This is a genomic window from Streptomyces sp. SID13726 (genome assembly GCF_010548375.1).
GTDB lineage: Bacteria > Actinomycetota > Actinomycetes > Streptomycetales > Streptomycetaceae > Streptomyces.
In genome coordinates this window covers 26,212-43,751 of the sequence record NZ_JAAGLY010000031.1, presented here as the reverse complement: position 1 = coordinate 43,751, position 17,540 = coordinate 26,212, and the positions used below count along the sequence as shown (strand labels likewise).

The following is a 17,540-nucleotide window of genomic DNA, read 5'->3' as shown; positions in this document are numbered from 1 at the left end:
TGTCGTCGATGTCAGACATGGATGTCTGGTATGCCCCGGTTCTGATGGAGTCGGGGTGCTGGACAATTGACCGTCCAGCAGCCTTCGGAGGTCGTGATGCCCCGCAGCTATCCGCCCGAGTTCCGCCGCAAGGTCCTCGATCTCATCGCATCTGGGAGGAAGGTCGCCGAGGTCGCCCAACTCCTCGGCGTCAGCGACCAGACGATCTATGTCTGGCGTCGCCAACACCTCATCGATACGGGGCAGTTGCCCGGTACGAACAGCAGCGACCAGTCCGAACTCGCTGCAGCCCGCAAACGCATCGCCGAGCTGGAGGCAGAGTTGGCCATCCACCGCCGTGCTGCCGAGCTGCTGGGTGAGGTGACGTCCCCAAAAGGCGGTTCGAAGCCATCCGCGTGATGGCCCGCGAGCACCAGCCGGTGCAACTGGCCTGCCGTGTGCTGCACGTCGCCGAGTCCGGGTACTACGCCTGGCGGAACCGGCCGCCGTCGAACCGCCTGGTCAAGCATGCCTGGCTGACCGAGGCCATCGTAGGCATCCACACCGCGTCCCGCGGCACCTACGGCTCCCGCCGGGTCCACGCCGAGTTCGGCCTGGGCCTGCGCGTCCATGTCAGCCACGGCACCGTGGAGCTGCTGATGCAACGCGCCGGCCTGCACGGCCTACCCGGCAACCGGCGCCCCCGCGCCAAGCACGTCACTCCGTCCGTCACCGACCTGGTGGAGCGGAACTTCACCCGTCACGCCCGGGACCAGTTATGGGTCACCGACATCACCGAGCACCCCACTTTTGAGGGCAAGGTCTACTGCGCGGTCGTCCTGGACACCTTCTCGCGACGCGTGGTGGGCTGGTCCATCGACGCCTCACCCACCTCAGCGCTGACCACCAGCGCCCTGGCCATGGCCATCGGCAACCGCTCCCCCCGGCCAGGCGGCACCATCATCCACTCCGACCACGGAGTGCAGTTCGGGTCCTGGGCGTTCACCCAGCGCGCGAGTGCCTCCGGCCTGCTGCCCTCGATGGGCTCCATCGGGGACTGCGTGGACAACGCGATGATGGAGTCCTTCTGGGCCCGGGTCCAGGTCGAACTGCTCAACCGCAGACGGTGGCGGACGCGTCTGGAGCTGTCCACCGCGCTCTTCGAGTACTTGGAAATCTTGCATAACCGACAGCGCAGACACTCCGCACTGGGCATGCTCAGCCCGGTGGAGTACGAACTTCGCACCCCGCCAGTAGCCTGAAACCAAGCAACTCGACTCCACCCAACTCGGGACAGTCCGGAGCCTCCATCAGGCCCGGAGCGGTTCAACCGCAGAGGTCTCCCTCTTCGCTGTTGCCCCCGGCGCCGACCGTCGGACAGACCTTGTGGCCTCTTTGTGCACCTCGGCGCGGCCGAGCCTGCCCTCGGTCCTTAGGGATGAGGAAGTCTTCGTTGACCTGACGATTGGCTCGGACGTGGGCTACTACGATGCAGTCACGGTCGCTTCTCCTGCTGATCTGTAGTTGCGGATCGACGCATTGGCGGTCGACTACGCAGCGCGGATCGAGGCCTACGAGAACAGCCTCGACGACCTGTCCGACATGACCGCGTTCCTCCGTGCTGTCCGTCAGCTTGCAGGACTCACCCTGGACGCGGCGTGAGCGCCGCTGCGTACCATGGCCTTGAGCCGGTCGGGAAATGCGGCCTGACCTGTGAAAAGGAGCGTCAAGATCATTACGTGGTCATTACGTGATCACCGTCATGTAGCTGCTTCCGGCGGCATCCGCCTGCACATACGCGAAGACCCCGGCCTCAGCGTTTCCGCTGGTGACGGGGTCTTTGGGCACCTAATACAAGGTGCCCCCGGCAGGATTCGAACCTGCGCACACGGCTCCGGAGGCCGTTGCTCTATCCCCTGAGCTACGGGGGCGTGTCGGTGTCGAGCTGGTGGCTCGTGGCGACGGGTAGAACACTACCAGCTCCGTAAGGGTGATCAGGAACGGGTTTGGCGGGGTCGGACGGGCGGGGTGGGGGCCTCGCGCGGGGTGGAAGTGGGGAAAAGCCGGACGCGGTGGCCGGTCCGCACCTACTCTCGAGTTGTGCCAGGCGCGTCGGGCCGAGTGCTTGTTGTGGACGACAACAAGGTCATCCGGCAGTTGATCAGGGTCAATCTCGAGCTGGAGGGTCTCGAGGTCGTGACCGCGGCCGATGGTGTCGAGTGTCTGGATGTCGTTCATCAGGTGCGCCCCGATCTGGTCACCCTCGATGTGGTCATGCCCCGGCTGGATGGCCTGCGGACCGCCGCGCGGCTGCGTTCCGACCCTCGGACGCGTCATCTGCCCCTCGCCATCGTCAGCGCCTGCACTCAGTACGAGGTCGACAGCGGCCTCGACGTCGGCGTCGACGCGTTCCTCGCCAAGCCCTTCGAACCCGCCGAACTCGTCAAGCTCGTAAGGCAGTTGATGGAGGAGCGCGGGCGGCAGGCGCAGGGTCCGGAGGAGGCGGACGGCCCCCTCGTCGGCGGAGAGACCGAGCGCGCTGGTCACACCGGCGGTTGATCCCGGCCTCCGGCCCCCATGTGCATGGGCCTCCCCTGGGCACGTCGCCCCCCCCGGCACACAGGTCCCCCGGTACATCGCCCCCCTGCGCGTCGGCCCCCAGGCACAGCGGCCTCCTTGCAACACTGGCCCCTCCCCGCACACCGGCCTCCCCCCTCACACACTCCCACGGCACCCCCGCCCCCCACCCCGTCCACATCCCGGACCCCCGCCCAAACCCACTCGCCCTCCCACCCCCCTCCTCCCATACGCTGGTCCCGTGACCCCCGTCGAGCTCTCCCGCACCGTGCTGCGCGCGGTCCGTCGTGCTGTCGACGGTGGGGAGCTGGACGTCCCCGTGCCGGGGCACACGCAGGTCACGCCGCCAGGGCCCGGCGGTTGCGGTGACTACGCCACCAACGTGGCGCTTCAGCTCGCGCGGCCCGCCGGGCAGCCGCCGTTGCGGGTCGCCGAGATCCTGCGGGGGCACCTCGTCGAGGCCGACGGCATCAGTGAGGTCGTCGTCACCGGGCCCGGTTTCCTCAACATCAGCGTGCGGGGGACCGAGACCGCGCTCGTGCGCGAGATCCTGCGGAGCGGCCGGCGCTACGGCCACGCAGAGCGGCCCACCGGTCAGCTCGTGCAGTTGCACGCCGACCGTGAGGTACGTGCCGTCGTCGTCATGGACGCCGTCGCCCGCATCCTGCGCTCGCAGGGCGCCCACGTCCGCACCAGCTGCGCCGGCCGGCCCGCGCCCGAGTGGACCGACGTCCTCGGCGCGAGTATCGACGTGTATGGCACCCCCGACGTCCCCGCCCCGTCAGGTCCCGCCCTCGAGTGGGCCCGCGTCCTCGGCGCGAGCGTCGACGTGTATGGCACCCCCGACGTCCCCGCCCCGTCAGGTCCCGCCCTCGAGTGGGCCCGCGTCCTCGGCGCGAGCGTCGACGTGTACGGCACTCCCGAGACCCCCGCCCCGCCAGGCCCCGCCCCCGAGTGGACCGACGTCCTCCGCGCGAGCGTCGACGCGTACGGCACCCCCCACACCCCCACCCCGCCAGACCCCGCCCCCGAGTCGACCAACATCCTCCGCGCGAGTATCGACACGTACGGCACCCCCGAGACCCCAGCCCCACCAAACCCCACCCCCGACTCAACCGGCACCCTCCGCGCCGGCGTCGACCCACACGGCACCCCCGAACCCCCCACCCCCCTCGCCGTCAACATCCGCCCCACCCCCGCGGACACCGACCCCACCCCCCTCGGCCGAGACGCCGCCCGCTGGGCGCTGCTTCACCCCGCTGCCCATGACCGGGTCCGAGGCGCCGCCGACCTTCTGGTTCAGTGTGAGAGCAACCCCCTCTTTCGTGTGCGTTACGCCCATGCCCGTACCCGGGCCCTCCACCGCAACGCCGCCGACCTGGGCTTTCACGCCGAGCCTGGGGAGATGAAGGGCGTCGGTGCCGTCGTACCGGACGACACCTCGGCCCTGTACAACGCCCTCGCCGATCATCCCCGCGTCCTCCGGGCCGCGGCGGTACACCATGCCCCCGACCGGCTGGCCCGGCACCTCGTCACCGTCGCCGATGCCGTGCTGCCCTTCCTCGCCACCGTCCTTCCGCGCGGCGCGGAGAAACCCTCGGCCGCCCACCGTGCCCGGCTCGCGCTCGCCGAAGCCGCCGGGGCGGTGCTGGCCGGTGGCCTGTCCCTGCTCGGCATCGACGCACCCGAACACCTTTAGAGAGCCGAAAATGAGCCGTTCCGCCCACCCCGCCGGGCCCCGCCACGCCGACGTCCTCCCCGAGGGCCACTATTCCGCGCCGCCCGCCGACCTCAACACCCTCGACCCCAAGGTCTGGGCCCGGACCGTCGGCCGTGGCCAGGACGGTGTCGTCACCGTCGGCGGTCTCGACGTCAAGACCCTCGCCGAGGAGCACGGCACCCCCGCCTACATCGTCGACGAGGCCGACTTCCGGTCCCGGGCGCGGGCCTGGCGCGACGCCTTCGGGGCCGACGCCGACGTCTTCTACGCCGGCAAGGCGTTCCTGTCCCGGGCCATCGTGCGCTGGCTGCACGAGGAGGGGCTCAATCTGGATGTGTGCTCCGGGGGCGAGCTCGCCACCGCCCTCTCCGCCGGTATGCCCGCCGACCGCATCGCCTTCCACGGCAACAACAAGTCGACGGAGGAGATCCGCCGCGCGATCACCGAAGGGGTCGGGCGGATCGTCCTCGACTCCTTCCAGGAGATCGTCCGGGTCGCGCACATCGCCCGGTCCGAGGGCAAGCGGCAGCGCGTGCAGATCCGGATCACCGTCGGGGTGGAAGCACATACCCACGAGTTCATCGCCACCGCCCACGAGGACCAGAAGTTCGGCATCCCGCTGGCCGGGGGGCAGGCCGCCGAGGCCGTACGGCGGGCTCTTCAGCTCGACTCGCTCGAACTCATCGGGATCCACTCGCACATCGGGTCGCAGATCTTCGACATGTCCGGCTTCGAGGTCGCCGCGCACCGGGTCGTCGGACTGCTCAAGGACGTCCGCGACGAGCACGGCGTCGAGCTTCCCGAGATCGACCTCGGGGGCGGGCTGGGGATCGCGTACACCTCCGACGACGACCCCCGTGAGCCGCACGAGATCGCCAAGGCGCTGACGGAGATCGTCACCCGTGAGTGCGAGGCCGCCAGGCTGCGGACTCCCCGCATCTCCGTCGAGCCCGGTCGCGCGATCGTCGGGCCGACCGCGTTCACGCTGTACGAGGTCGGCACCATCAAGCCCCTCGACGGGCTGCGCACCTACGTGTCCGTCGACGGCGGCATGTCGGACAACATCCGCACCGCGCTGTACGACGCCGAGTACAGCGTCGCCCTCGTCTCCCGGACCAGCGACGCCGAGCCCATGCTCACCCGGGTCGTCGGCAAGCACTGCGAGAGCGGGGACATCGTCGTGAAGGACGCGTTCCTGCCGGCCGACCTGGCACCGGGTGACCTGATCGCCGTACCGGCCACGGGTGCCTACTGCCGGTCCATGGCCAGCAACTACAACCACGTCCTGCGTCCGCCGGTCGTCGCCGTGAATGACGGTGCGTCCCGGGTCATCGTCCGCCGCGAGACGGAGGAGGACCTGCTGCGGCTCGACGTCGGCTGAGCGCGGAAACGGACGAAGGAAGATCTGCGGTCTTCCACCCCCGTACAAATGAAATAGATGTCTCATAATCCGGACGAGAGGCAGAAACTCCCGTCCGGTGAGTGAGACTGGTCCCACCGTAGACGGTATGAGGAAACGAGGTCGGATGATGCGTACGCGTCCGCTGAAGGTGGCGCTGCTGGGCTGTGGAGTGGTCGGCTCAGAGGTGGCGCGCATCATGACGACGCACGCCGACGACCTCGCCGCCCGGATCGGCGCTCCGGTGGAGCTCGCGGGCGTGGCCGTACGACGGCCCGACCGGGTCCGTGAGGGCATCGACCCGTCCCTCGTCACCACCGACGCCACCGCCCTCGTCAAGCGCGGGGACATCGACGTGGTCGTCGAGGTGATCGGCGGCATCGAGCCCGCCCGCTCCCTCATCACCACCGCCTTCGAGCACGGCGCCTCCGTCGTCTCCGCCAACAAGGCGCTGCTCGCCCAGGACGGTGCCGCGCTCCATGCCGCCGCCCAGCAGCACGGCAAGGACCTCTACTACGAGGCCGCCGTCGCCGGAGCGATCCCGCTGATCCGCCCGCTGCGCGAGTCCCTCGCCGGCGACAAGGTCAACCGGGTGCTCGGGATCGTCAACGGCACCACCAACTTCATCCTCGACAAGATGGACAGCACGGGGGCCGGCTACCAGGAGGCCCTCGACGAGGCCACCGCCCTGGGGTACGCCGAGGCCGACCCGACCGCCGACGTCGAGGGGTTCGACGCCGCCGCCAAGGCCGCCATCCTCGCCGGGATCGCCTTCCACTCGCGGGTGCGCCTCGACGACGTCTACCGCGAGGGCATGACCGAGGTCACCGCCGCCGACTTCGCCTCCGCGAAGAACATGGGCTGCACCATCAAGCTGCTCGCCATCTGCGAGCGGGCCGAGGACGGGCAGTCCGTCACCGCGCGCGTCCACCCCGCGATGATCCCGCTCAGCCACCCGCTGGCCTCCGTGCGCGGCGCGTACAACGCCGTGTTCGTCGAGTCCGACGCCTCCGGACAGCTGATGTTCTACGGCCCGGGCGCGGGCGGCGCCCCGACCGCCTCCGCCGTCCTCGGCGACCTCGTCGCCGTCTGCCGCCACCGGCTCAGCGGCATGACAGGCCCCGGCGAGTCCGCGTACGCCGCGCTGCCCGTGGAGGGCATGGGCGAGGTCGTCACGCGCTACCACATCAGCCTGGACGTGGCCGACAAACCGGGTGTTCTCGCCCAGGTGGCCACCGTGTTCGCCGAGCACGGGGTGTCGATCGATACCGTTCGGCAGCAGGGGAAGGACGGCGAGGCGTCCCTCGTCGTCGTCACGCACCGCGCGTCCGACGCCGCTCTGAACGGCACGGTCGAGGCGTTGCGCAAGCTCGACACCGTGCGGGGTGTCGCCAGCATCATGCGGGTTGAAGGAGAGTAACGAGCAATGACCCACCAGTGGCGCGGAATCATCGAGGAGTACCGGGACCGGCTGCCCGTCTCCGACACCACGCCGGTCGTGACGCTCCGCGAGGGCGGCACGCCCCTCGTGCCCGCGCAGGTGCTCTCCGAGCGCACCGGGTGCGAGGTCCACCTCAAGGTGGAGGGCGCCAACCCCACCGGGTCCTTCAAGGACCGCGGTATGACCATGGCGATCACGCGGGCCAAGGAGGAGGGCGCGAAGGCGGTCATCTGCGCCTCCACCGGCAACACCTCGGCCTCCGCCGCCGCCTACGCGGTGCGCGCGGGCATGGTCTGCGCCGTCCTCGTCCCGCAGGGCAAGATCGCGATCGGCAAGATGGGCCAGGCCCTCGTGCACGGCGCGAAGATCCTCCAGGTCGACGGCAACTTCGACGACTGCCTCACCCTGGCCCGCGCGCTGAGCGACAACTACCCGGTGGCGCTGGTCAATTCGGTCAACCCGGTGCGCATCGAGGGCCAGAAGACCGCCTCGTTCGAGATCGTGGACATGCTCGGCGACGCGCCCGACATCCACGTCCTGCCGGTCGGCAACGCCGGCAACATCACGGCGTACTGGAAGGGCTACAAGGAGTACGCCGCCGACGGCACCGCCTCCAGGACGCCCCGGATGTGGGGCTTCCAGGCCTCCGGCAGCGCCCCGATCGTGCGCGGCGAGGTCGTCAAGGACCCCTCGACCATCGCGACCGCGATCCGCATCGGCAACCCTGCCTCCTGGCAGTACGCCCTCGCGGCGAAGGAGGAGTCCGGCGGGTTCATCGACGAGGTGACGGACCGTGAGATCCTGCGCGCCTACCGGCTGTTGGCCTCCCAGGAGGGTGTCTTCGTGGAGCCCGCCTCGGCCGCGTCGGTGGCCGGTCTGCTGAAGGCGGCCGAGCAGGGCAAGGTCGACCCGGGCCAGAAGATCGTGTGCACGGTCACCGGCAACGGCCTCAAGGACCCGGACTGGGCGGTCGCGGGCGCCCCGCAGCCGGTCACCGTCCCGGTCGACGCGGCGACGGCGGCCGAGCGCCTCGGCCTCGCCTGACACGGAATCAGCGACTCCGGCCGGGGGATCCCGGTAAGGGGTGCACAGGGGGCTTACGACACGCATCGTGCGCCTCCTGTGCGCCCTATGTCGCCACAGAACCTTCCTTCGATAGGCTGTACCGAACCCGCCCGCTGCATATGCCTCCGACCGGAGTCGTATGGACGGTGCCGCGTCGTCTCCGTGGCCTGAAGGGCCAGGGGTCCTCGTACGTCATCGAATGTCATTCGACAATCACGCAGCTCAAGGAGAGTCATCGAGAGATGGCCGGTCCCGCCTTCCGCGCCGCCGCCGTCCGGGTGCGCGTCCCCGCCACCAGCGCCAACCTCGGCCCGGGCTTCGACGCCCTGGGCCTCTCGCTGGGGCTCTACGACGACGTGGTCGTCCGGGTGGCCGACTCCGGGCTGAACATCGACATCGCGGGGGAGGGGAACGAGACGCTCCCGCGTGACGAGAACCACCTTCTCGTACGATCCCTGCGCACCGCCTTCGATCTGCTGGGCGGCCAGCCGCGCGGACTGGAGATCGTCTGCGCCAACCGCATCCCGCACGGCCGGGGCCTCGGCTCCTCCTCCGCCGCCATCTGCGCCGGCATCGTCGCCGCGCGCGCCGTGACCATAGGCGGCGAGGCCCGGCTCGACGACACCGCGCTGCTGGAGCTGGCCACCGAGATCGAGGGCCACCCCGACAACGTGGCGCCTTGTCTGCTCGGCGGGTTCACCGTCGCCTGGATGGAGGCCGGTGCCGCCCGGGCGATCAGGCTGGAGCCCGCCGATTCCATCGTTCCGGTGGTTTTCGTACCCGGGAAACCCGTCCTGACCGAGACCGCGCGCGGACTGCTCCCGCGCACCGTGCCGCACGTCGACGCCGCCGCCAACGCGGGCCGTGCCGCGCTGCTCGTCGAGGCCCTCACCAGGCGCCCCGAGCTGCTGCTGCCGGCCACCGAGGACCGTCTCCACCAGGAGTACCGCGCTCCCGCCATGCCGGAGAGCGCCGCACTGGTGGAGCGGCTGCGGGCCGACGGAGTCCCGGCAGTCATCTCAGGAGCGGGACCCACCGTGCTCGCGCTCGTCGACGGGGACAGCGCCGACAAGGTGGCCCATCTGGCGGGCGGGGGCTGGGCCGCCAACCGTCTGGAACTCGACGCCCACGGGGCGAGTGTGCTGCCGCTCGCGGCGGCCAGTGACATCTGAAATCCGGCGTGTGCCGGATTTCGAGAGGGGGAATGTTTGTTGGATCCGGTAGTGTTAACCTCAAGTCTGCACCCGACCCCACCATGGCGAGGTGCTTCGTGTCCCCGTCCGGGACAGACATTCTTCCGGGAGCCTCCCAAGCCGCACTGTGTTTCGTACGACGTACATGGGCAGTACCTCGTACGCGAGCACTGAGCGACTTGCCGGGCACGCTCCGGAACCGGTGCGACCAAGCCACGTGACACGGACACTCAGTGCCACGGCTCTCGGAAGCGCCGTCACCACATTCCTCCGCCGCTTAGGCGGACCACCGCCCCGGCACGGTCCACAAGGATGGGACCGACGTCGGACAGCACAAACGGTCGCCGAGCCAGACAGGCCGACGTCCGCTCCAGGGAAGGACCCTTCGTGAGCGACACCACCGATCTGATGGGCGCACGTGTCGAGGAGACCGCTGCCGCGCCCTCCACGGACGCCTCCGCGCCTGCCACCGGTGCCGGCTCCCGGCGGCGCCGCGGTACCGGCCTCGACGGCATGGTGCTGGCCGAGCTGCAGCAGGTCGCATCCGGCCTCGGTATCAGGGGCACCGCGCGTATGCGCAAGAGCCAGCTGATCGAGGTCATCAAGGAGGCGCAGGCGGGTGGTGGGGCCCCGGCGAAGGCCGAGAGCGCCACCGAGACCAAGCCGAAGCGCCGCGCCACCTCCAAGGCCCGCACCGGCGACGCCGTGGAGAAGAAGGCGGACGCGAAGGCCGAGGCCCCCGCCGAGCAGGCCGAGAAGGCCGTCGCGCAGCAGCAGATCGAGATCCCCGGTCAGCCGGCCGGGGGCCCCTCCCGCGCGAGCGAGGCCGAGCGTGGGGGAGAGGACGCCCCGGCCGAGCGCCGCCGTCGGCGCGCGACCGCCGAGGCCGGCACCCCCGCGGGCAGCCCCGAGACCGTCGTGGCCGAGGCCAAGAGCGAGGCCAGGGCCGAGACGCCCGCACAGGCGCAGCAGCCGCAGGGCGACGCCGGTGACGGCGAGGGCCGTGGCCGCCGCGACCGCCGTGACCGCGGCCGTGACCGCGGGGAGCGCGGCGAGCGGGGCGAGCGCGGGGACCGCCGCAAGAGCGACGACCAGCAGGGCCAGGGCGGTCAGCGCCAGCAGCAGAACCAGCAGCAGGGCGGCGGCCGTCCGGACCGCCAGGACCGTCAGCAGCGCGACAACGGCCCGCAGGACGACGACGACTTCGAGGGTGGCCGCCGCGGCCGCCGGGGCCGTTACCGGGACCGCCGGGGCCGTCGCGGCCGCGACGAGATCGGTGGCAGCAGCGAGCCGCAGATCAACGAGGACGACGTCCTGATCCCGGTCGCGGGCATCCTCGACATCCTCGACAACTACGCCTTCATCCGTACCTCGGGCTACCTGCCCGGGCCGAACGACGTGTACGTCTCCCTCGCCCAGGTCCGCAAGAACGGCCTGCGCAAGGGCGACCACGTCACCGGCGCGGTCCGCCAGCCCAAGGAAGGCGAGCGGCGCGAGAAGTTCAACGCGCTGGTCCGGCTCGACTCCGTCAACGGCATGGCGCCCGAACACGGCCGTGGCCGCCCGGAGTTCAACAAGCTGACCCCGCTGTACCCGCAGGACCGGCTCCGTCTGGAGACCGACCCGGGCGTGCTGACCACCCGGATCATCGACCTCGTGTCGCCGATCGGCAAGGGCCAGCGCGGTCTGATCGTGGCCCCGCCGAAGACCGGCAAGACCATGATCATGCAGGCCATCGCCAACGCGATCACGCACAACAACCCCGAGTGCCACCTGATGGTCGTCCTGGTCGACGAGCGTCCGGAAGAGGTCACCGACATGCAGCGGTCGGTCAAGGGCGAGGTCATCTCCTCGACCTTCGACCGCCCGGCCGAGGACCACACCACGGTCGCCGAGCTCGCCATCGAGCGCGCCAAGCGGCTGGTGGAGCTGGGCCACGACGTGGTCGTCCTGCTCGACTCGATCACGCGTCTGGGCCGTGCCTACAACCTCGCCGCCCCCGCCTCCGGCCGCATCCTCTCCGGTGGTGTCGACTCGACGGCCCTGTACCCGCCCAAGCGCTTCTTCGGTGCCGCGCGCAACATCGAGGACGGCGGCTCGCTGACCATCCTCGCCACCGCGCTCGTCGACACCGGGTCCCGCATGGACGAGGTCATCTTCGAGGAGTTCAAGGGCACGGGCAACGCCGAGCTCAAGCTCGACCGGAAGCTCGCGGACAAGCGGATCTTCCCGGCGGTGGACGTCGACGCGTCCGGCACCCGTAAGGAAGAGATCCTGCTCGCCCCCGACGAGCTGGCCATCGTATGGAAGCTGCGCCGGGTGCTGCACGCCCTCGACCAGCAGCAGGCGGTGGAACTGCTCCTCGACAAGATGAAGCAGACGAAGTCGAACGCCGAATTCCTGATGCAGATCCAGAAGACGACGCCGACGCCGGGCAACGGCGACTGAGCCGGACCCTTTTGGAAGAGCCGCCCCCTGTTTGTCAGGGGGCGGCTCTTTTTGGTTTACGATCACGCTCTTCGGTTGAATTTTCGATCCTCTGAACTTCATATCCCTAGGGGGGACTTGCATGGGCATACCCATGTCCGGAGGTGCCGGGCGCTACAGACGCCGGGTCCGGATCGCGCTGCCCGTCGCCGTGGCCGCCGCGCTGCTGGCCACGTCGGCGAACGCCGCCACCGTCGCGCCCGAGCCGAAGGCGCCGAAGAGGACCGCCGCGAAGGCGCCCTCGCGGGCCGAACTGGAGAAGCGGGTCGTGGCCGCCATGGCGACCGACGACGGCTCCGGGACGGTGACCAGGCCGTCGACGTCGGCGGCGAGCAGCGCCACCGTCGACAGCGGCATCTCGCCGATGGTCATCGGCGGCTCGACGACCACCATCTCCTCGGCGCCCTGGATGGCCCAGCTCTGGTACACCGACGACCACGGCACCACCGACGAGAGCGACGACACCGGCTTCTTCTGCGGCGGCGCCGTCATCGCGCCCACGAAGATCCTCACCGCCGCGCACTGCGTCAAGGGCGCCGACTGGGCCAAGGGCGGCGCCGTGGTCACCGGTACCGCGCAGCTGCCCGCCGCCGACGGCAACCTGCACGGCGGCACCGCGACGGCCGTACTGCGGCAGTGGTACCACCCGTCGTACAACGCGGACACCATCGACAACGACATCGCGGTGCTGACCCTGGCGGCCCCCGTCAAGGCCACCCCGATCCGCATGGTGACGTCCACGGACACCGCGTCGTACGCGACCAACACCAGCGCCAAGGTCTACGGCTGGGGCCGCACCAGCTCCACCAGCGACGACATCTCCGAGGCCCTGAAGACGGCCACGCTGCCGGTCAAGTCGGACGCGACCTGCGCCTCGGCCTACGGCGACTGGTTCATCAAGGGGCACATGGTCTGCGCCGGCAAGCCCGCCAGCGGCAGCGACTCCGGTACGACCGCGATCTGCAGCGGCGACTCCGGCGGACCGCTCGTCGTGAACGGCCGGATCGCCGGTGTCGTCTCCTGGAACGTCACGGACTGCGTGGCCAAGGGCGCCTACAGCGTCTTCACCAAGGTCAGCAAGTACGTCGGCGCCGCCTATCCGCGCATCGACGACACCAACCTCAGCCTCGACGACAAGGCCGACCTGTGGGTGCGCAAGTCCTCCACCAAGGTCGGCTACGAGCTGGACTCCAAGGGCAGCACCCTCGGCGCCCGGCAGTCCTGGGGCGACTGGAACGGCGTCAACCTGGTCCGGCAGACCGACCTGAACCGGGACGGCTTCCAGGACTTCGTGTACCGGGTCTCCGCGACCGGTGACATCTACTGGCTGCGGTACGTCCCCTCCAGCGGGACCTGGGCCGCGCCGAAGAAGGTCTTCACCAACTGGAAGACCCGCACCCGGATCGTCACCCCCGGGGACGTCACCGGCGACTACAAGCCGGACCTGCTCTCCGTCGACTCCGCGGGCGTCCTGTGGATCTACCCGGGCAAGGGCGACGGCAGCTTCGCGACCCGGGTGAAGGTCGGCTCCGGCTGGAACCAGTACAACCAGCTCCTCGGGCACGGCGACTTCAACGGCGACGGCCGGGCGGACCTGCTGGCCCGCGCCAAGAGCAACGGCGACCTCTACCTGTACAAGGGCGTCGGCAAGTCCGGCACGGGTGCCTTCACCGCGCGGATCAAGGTGCGCAAGGCCTGGACCGGCTACAACGTCTTCGACACCGTCGGCGACATCACCGGCGACGGCCGCGCCGACCTGCTGGCCCGCACCCCGGGCGGCACGCTCTACCTGTACAAGGGCACCGGCAAGGCGACCAGCGAGATCTTTGCCACAAGGGTCAGTGTTGGTACCGGTTTCCAGCAGTACGACATCTTTGGCTGAAACCGCTGGTGAGCAAGGCTCGCCCTGAGGTTCTGGTGACGTGCTGTGACCACCGCTTCACGTGGTGGTCACAGCGCGTTGTGCAACCCTTTCTCGAGTTTCGCCGTCTGACCAGGCGGAGCGAACATGGAGCGGTACGGGTCTTTTTGTGACCACGTCTGACCCTGAAAACAGGGGGTAACCGACCGGACGAGATGCGAGGAGCACATGTCAGCCGAGAGCACGCCGGAACCCGGAACACCGGGCGGCAAGGGACGTCGTCGTAAACCCCGCAGCAAGGGACGCAAGGGCCTGCTCGTCACGGCCTGGGTCGCCGCGGGGATCGTGGTGCTGGGCGGCACCGGGGCCGGCTACCTGTACTTCAAGCTCAACGGCAACATCAAGAGCGTCGACATCGACCAGGCCCTCGGCAGCGCCCGGCCCACCAAGGTCGACAACGGCTCCGAGAACATCCTCGTGCTGGGCTCGGACAGCCGCTCCGGCTCCAACAAGAAGCTCGGCGGCGGCACCGACGACGGCAGCGCCCGCTCCGACACCGCGATGGTCGTGCACGTCTACGAGGGCCACAAGAAGGCCAGCGTGGTCTCCATACCCCGGGACACCCTCATCGACCGCCCCGAGTGCACCGGCACCGACGGCGAGACGCACGACGCGGCGACGAACGTGATGTTCAACTCGGCGTACACGACCGGCGGCGCGGCCTGCGCGGTGAAGACGGTCGAGTCCATGACCGGCATCCGCATGGACCACTACCTGGAGGTCGACTTCTCCGGCTTCCAGAAGCTCATCGACGAGCTCGGCGGGGTCCCGGTCACCACCACGAAGAACATCGAGGACGCCGAGAGCCACCTCGACCTGAAGGCCGGCACCCACACCCTCACCGGCAAGCAGGCGCTCGGCCTGGTCCGCACCCGGCACGGCGTGGGCGACGGCTCCGACCTCGGCCGGATCCAGCTCCAGCAGGCGTTCATCAAGGCCCTGGTCGAGCAGATCAAGGACGTCGGCGTCTTCACCAGCCCGAAGAAGCTGTACGACCTCGCCGACACCGCGACGAAGACGGTCACCACCGACTCCGACCTCGGCTCCGTCAACAAGCTGATGTCCTTCGCGAACGGCCTGAAGGGGATCGGCTCCAAGAACATGACCATGGTCACCATGCCGGTCCAGTACGACCCCGCCGACCCCAACCGCGTGATCGTCGAGGAGGCCAAGGCCAAGCAGGTCTGGACGGCCCTGGAGAACGACCGGGCGATCCCGAGGTCGGCCACCGAGGGCACGGCGACGGGCCAGGCCAAGGGTGTCGTCACGTCGTAGCGGACCGTCCGCCGCGGTCCGGGAATAGATCGGGGCGACCCCCCGTTTTGGGGGATGCGGCCAGTCCTGGCAGACTGGTACGTCGGCCCCGGTTCACGCCCCCGCAGCCCGCGGACGGCGACCCGGTGCCCTCCCGAAACTAGGAGACACCTTGAAGCGCGACATCCACCCCGAGTACGTCGAGACGCAGGTCAGCTGCACCTGTGGCGCGTCGTTCACCACCCGTAGCACGATCGAGAGCGGCACCATCCGCGCCGAGGTCTGCTCCGAGTGCCACCCGTTCTACACGGGCAAGCAGAAGATCCTCGACACCGGTGGCCGTGTGGCCCGCTTCGAGGCCCGCTTCGGCAAGGCTGCTGCCAAGAAGTAGCGAGCCACCAGCGCCGGTCCACGCCGCACTCCTCGGAGTGCGCCGGGACCGGCGTTTTTGGTCGCCCGCCTTCCCCCGCTATCCGCAGTACAGGAGCCAGAGATGTTCGAGGCCGTCGAGGAACTCCTCGGTGAGCACGCCGACCTGGAGACGAAGCTCGCCGACCCGTCGGTCTTCGCCGACCAGGCCAACGCGCGCAAGCTGAACAAGCGCTACGCCGAGCTCACCCCGATCGTCGCCACGTACCGCTCCTGGAAGCAGACCGGCGACGACATCGACACGGCGAAGGAACTCGCCGCCGACGACCCGGACTTCGCGGCCGAGGTCAAGGAGCTGGAGCGGACGCGCGAGGAGCTGACGGAGAAGCTGCGGCTGCTCCTCGTCCCGCGCGACCCCAGCGACGACAAGGACGTCATCCTGGAGATCAAGGCGGGCGCGGGCGGCGACGAATCCGCGCTGTTCGCCGGTGACCTCCTGCGGATGTACCTGCGGTACGCGGAGCGGGTCGGCTGGAAGACCGAGATCATCGACGCCACCGAGTCCGAGCTGGGCGGCTACAAGGACGTCCAGGTCGCGGTGAAGACCAAGGGCGGCCAGGGCGCCACCGAGCCCGGCCAGGGCGTGTGGGCCCGCCTGAAGTACGAGGGCGGGGTGCACCGCGTGCAGCGGGTGCCGGCCACCGAGTCCCAGGGCCGCATCCACACCTCCGCGGCCGGTGTCCTCGTGACCCCCGAGGCCGAGGAGGTCGACGTCGAGATCAACCCCAACGACCTCCGCATCGACGTCTACCGCTCCTCCGGGCCCGGCGGACAGTCCGTCAACACCACCGACTCCGCCGTGCGCATCACGCACATTCCCACCGGAGTCGTCGCCTCCTGCCAGAACGAGAAGAGCCAGCTGCAGAACAAGGAGCAGGCCTTGCGTATCCTGCGCTCCAGGCTGCTCGCGGCGGCGCAGGAGGAGGCGGAGCGGGAGGCCGCCGACGCCCGCCGCAGCCAGGTCCGCACCGTCGACCGCTCCGAGAAGATCCGCACGTACAACTTCCCGGAGAACCGCATCTCGGACCACCGCGTCGGCTTCAAGTCGTACAACCTGGACCAGGTCCTGGACGGCGACCTCGACGCGGTGATCCAGGCCTGCGTCGACGCGGACTCGGCGGCGAAGCTGGCGGCCGCGTAAAGAGGTACCTACGCACGACCGAGTACGACACGGAGGACTTGCGTGCTGCAACCATTTGGGGGGCGACCCCCAAACCCCCGCGGCGTGCTGCTCGCAGAGGTGGCCCAGGCCACCCAGCGGCTGGCCGACGCCGGCGTGCCCTCGCCGCGCAACGACGCGGAGGAGCTCGCCGCGTTCGTGCACGGCGTGAAGCGGGGCGAGCTGCACTCCGTGAAGGACGCGGACTTCGACGCCCGGTACTGGGAGGTCATCGCGCGCCGTGAGCAGCGCGAGCCGCTCCAGCACATCACCGGGCTCGCCTACTTCCGCTACCTCGAACTCCAGGTGGGCCCCGGGGTGTTCGTGCCGCGGCCCGAGACCGAGTCCGTGGTCGGCTGGGCCATAGACGCGGTGCGCGCGATGGACGTCGTCGAGCCCCGCATCGTCGACCTGTGCACCGGCTCCGGCGCCATCGCGCTCGCCCTCGCCCAGGAGGTCCCGCGCTCCCGCGTGCACGCCGTGGAACTGTCCGAGGAAGCGCTCAGGTGGACCCGTAAGAACGTCGAGGGCTCCCGGGTGGACCTGCGTCAGGGCAACGCCCTGGACGCCTTCCCCGACCTCGACGGCCATGTCGACCTGGTGATCTCCAACCCGCCCTACATCCCGCTCACCGAGTGGGAGTACGTCGCCATCGAGGCCCGGGACTACGACCCCGAACTCGCCCTGTTCTCCGGCGAGGACGGCCTCGACCTCATCCGCGGTCTGGAACGCACCGCACACCGGCTCCTGCGCCCCGGCGGCGTCGTCGTCATCGAGCACGCCGACACCCAGGGCGGCCAGGTGCCGTGGATCTTCACCGAGGAGCGGGGCTGGGCCGACGCGGCCGACCACCCGGACCTCAACAACCGCCCCCGGTTCGCGACGGCCCGCAAGGCGATGCCGTGAGCCACTTCCC

The 17,540-nt window shown here is 69.8% G+C and carries 14 protein-coding genes, 1 tRNA gene and 1 pseudogene; 14 read left to right on the top strand and 2 right to left on the bottom strand.

The features are described from left to right. The first annotated feature begins 96 nt into the window (after positions 1 to 96). Both G3I78_RS42185 and G3I78_RS42180 read left to right on the top strand, forming a co-directional pair. Positions 97 to 1,241 (top strand): annotated as a pseudogene (locus tag G3I78_RS42185) (IS3 family transposase). 262 nt (positions 1,242 to 1,503) lie between these two features. Next, positions 1,504 to 1,641 (top strand): hypothetical protein, encoded by a 138-nt coding sequence (locus tag G3I78_RS42180; protein WP_164434933.1) that lies wholly within the window; start codon positions 1,504 to 1,506, stop codon positions 1,639 to 1,641. 197 nt (positions 1,642 to 1,838) lie between these two features. Here the strand turns inward: G3I78_RS42180 and G3I78_RS42175 are convergent. Further along, positions 1,839 to 1,910: transfer RNA gene (locus G3I78_RS42175), tRNA-Arg, on the bottom strand. Positions 1,911 to 2,031: 121 nt separating this feature from the next. Between G3I78_RS42175 and G3I78_RS42170 the strand changes: the two genes are divergently transcribed. The 7 genes from G3I78_RS42170 to rho all read left to right on the top strand — a co-directional run bounded on the left by G3I78_RS42170 (position 2,032) and on the right by rho (position 11,822). Further along, on the top strand, positions 2,032 to 2,538 hold the full coding sequence (locus tag G3I78_RS42170; RefSeq protein WP_343243984.1) for a response regulator: 507 nt from the start codon (positions 2,032 to 2,034) through the stop codon (positions 2,536 to 2,538). A gap of 259 nt (positions 2,539 to 2,797) precedes the next feature. Continuing rightward, entirely contained in the window at positions 2,798 to 4,255 is a 1,458-nt protein-coding gene (gene nrtL / locus G3I78_RS42165) for an ArgS-related anticodon-binding protein NrtL (protein WP_164434929.1), read from the top strand. A gap of 10 nt (positions 4,256 to 4,265) precedes the next feature. Then, positions 4,266 to 5,657, top strand: coding sequence for a diaminopimelate decarboxylase (gene lysA, locus G3I78_RS42160; protein ID WP_164434927.1), 1,392 nt, complete (start codon positions 4,266 to 4,268; stop codon positions 5,655 to 5,657). Positions 5,658 to 5,802: 145 nt separating this feature from the next. Beyond that, entirely contained in the window at positions 5,803 to 7,095 is a 1,293-nt protein-coding gene (locus G3I78_RS42155) for a homoserine dehydrogenase (protein ID WP_164434925.1), read from the top strand. Positions 7,096 to 7,101: 6 nt separating this feature from the next. Continuing rightward, on the top strand, positions 7,102 to 8,160 hold the full coding sequence (gene thrC, locus G3I78_RS42150; RefSeq protein ID WP_164434923.1) for a threonine synthase: 1,059 nt from the start codon (positions 7,102 to 7,104) through the stop codon (positions 8,158 to 8,160). Between the two features lie 263 nt (positions 8,161 to 8,423). Next, positions 8,424 to 9,353, top strand: coding sequence for a homoserine kinase (gene thrB, locus G3I78_RS42145; RefSeq protein ID WP_164434921.1), 930 nt, complete (start codon positions 8,424 to 8,426; stop codon positions 9,351 to 9,353). Between the two features lie 408 nt (positions 9,354 to 9,761). Further along, on the top strand, positions 9,762 to 11,822 hold the full coding sequence (gene rho / locus G3I78_RS42140; protein ID WP_164434919.1) for a transcription termination factor Rho: 2,061 nt from the start codon (positions 9,762 to 9,764) through the stop codon (positions 11,820 to 11,822). Positions 11,823 to 11,975: 153 nt separating this feature from the next. On the opposite strand, the gene G3I78_RS53335 is transcribed toward rho, so the two are convergent. Then, positions 11,976 to 12,290 carry a hypothetical protein gene (locus G3I78_RS53335; RefSeq protein WP_343243980.1) on the bottom strand — a complete coding sequence of 105 codons (315 nt, stop codon included), beginning with the start codon at positions 12,288 to 12,290 and terminating at the stop codon, positions 11,976 to 11,978. Here G3I78_RS53335 and G3I78_RS42135 point away from each other — a divergent pair. The 5 genes from G3I78_RS42135 to prmC all read left to right on the top strand — a co-directional run bounded on the left by G3I78_RS42135 (position 12,271) and on the right by prmC (position 17,530). Next, positions 12,271 to 13,743, top strand: a complete 1,473-nt coding sequence (locus G3I78_RS42135; RefSeq protein WP_343243979.1) for a trypsin-like serine protease — start codon at positions 12,271 to 12,273, stop codon at positions 13,741 to 13,743. The two genes, G3I78_RS53335 and G3I78_RS42135, sit on opposite strands and share 20 nt — an antisense overlap. A gap of 207 nt (positions 13,744 to 13,950) precedes the next feature. Next, positions 13,951 to 15,057, top strand: a complete 1,107-nt coding sequence (locus tag G3I78_RS42130) for an LCP family protein (protein WP_164434917.1) — start codon at positions 13,951 to 13,953, stop codon at positions 15,055 to 15,057. Between the two features lie 151 nt (positions 15,058 to 15,208). After that, the gene (rpmE, locus tag G3I78_RS42125) at positions 15,209 to 15,427 is read left to right on the top strand and encodes a 50S ribosomal protein L31 (RefSeq protein ID WP_079311057.1); all 219 of its coding nucleotides are present in this window, start codon (positions 15,209 to 15,211) and stop codon (positions 15,425 to 15,427) included. 102 nt (positions 15,428 to 15,529) lie between these two features. Further along, positions 15,530 to 16,606, top strand: coding sequence for a peptide chain release factor 1 (gene prfA / locus G3I78_RS42120; RefSeq protein ID WP_164434915.1), 1,077 nt, complete (start codon positions 15,530 to 15,532; stop codon positions 16,604 to 16,606). An 84-nt stretch (positions 16,607 to 16,690) separates the two neighbouring features. Next, a complete protein-coding gene (gene prmC / locus G3I78_RS42115) occupies positions 16,691 to 17,530 on the top strand; it encodes a peptide chain release factor N(5)-glutamine methyltransferase (protein WP_164434913.1) in 840 nt (279 codons plus the stop codon). Positions 17,531 to 17,540 lie beyond the last annotated feature (10 nt).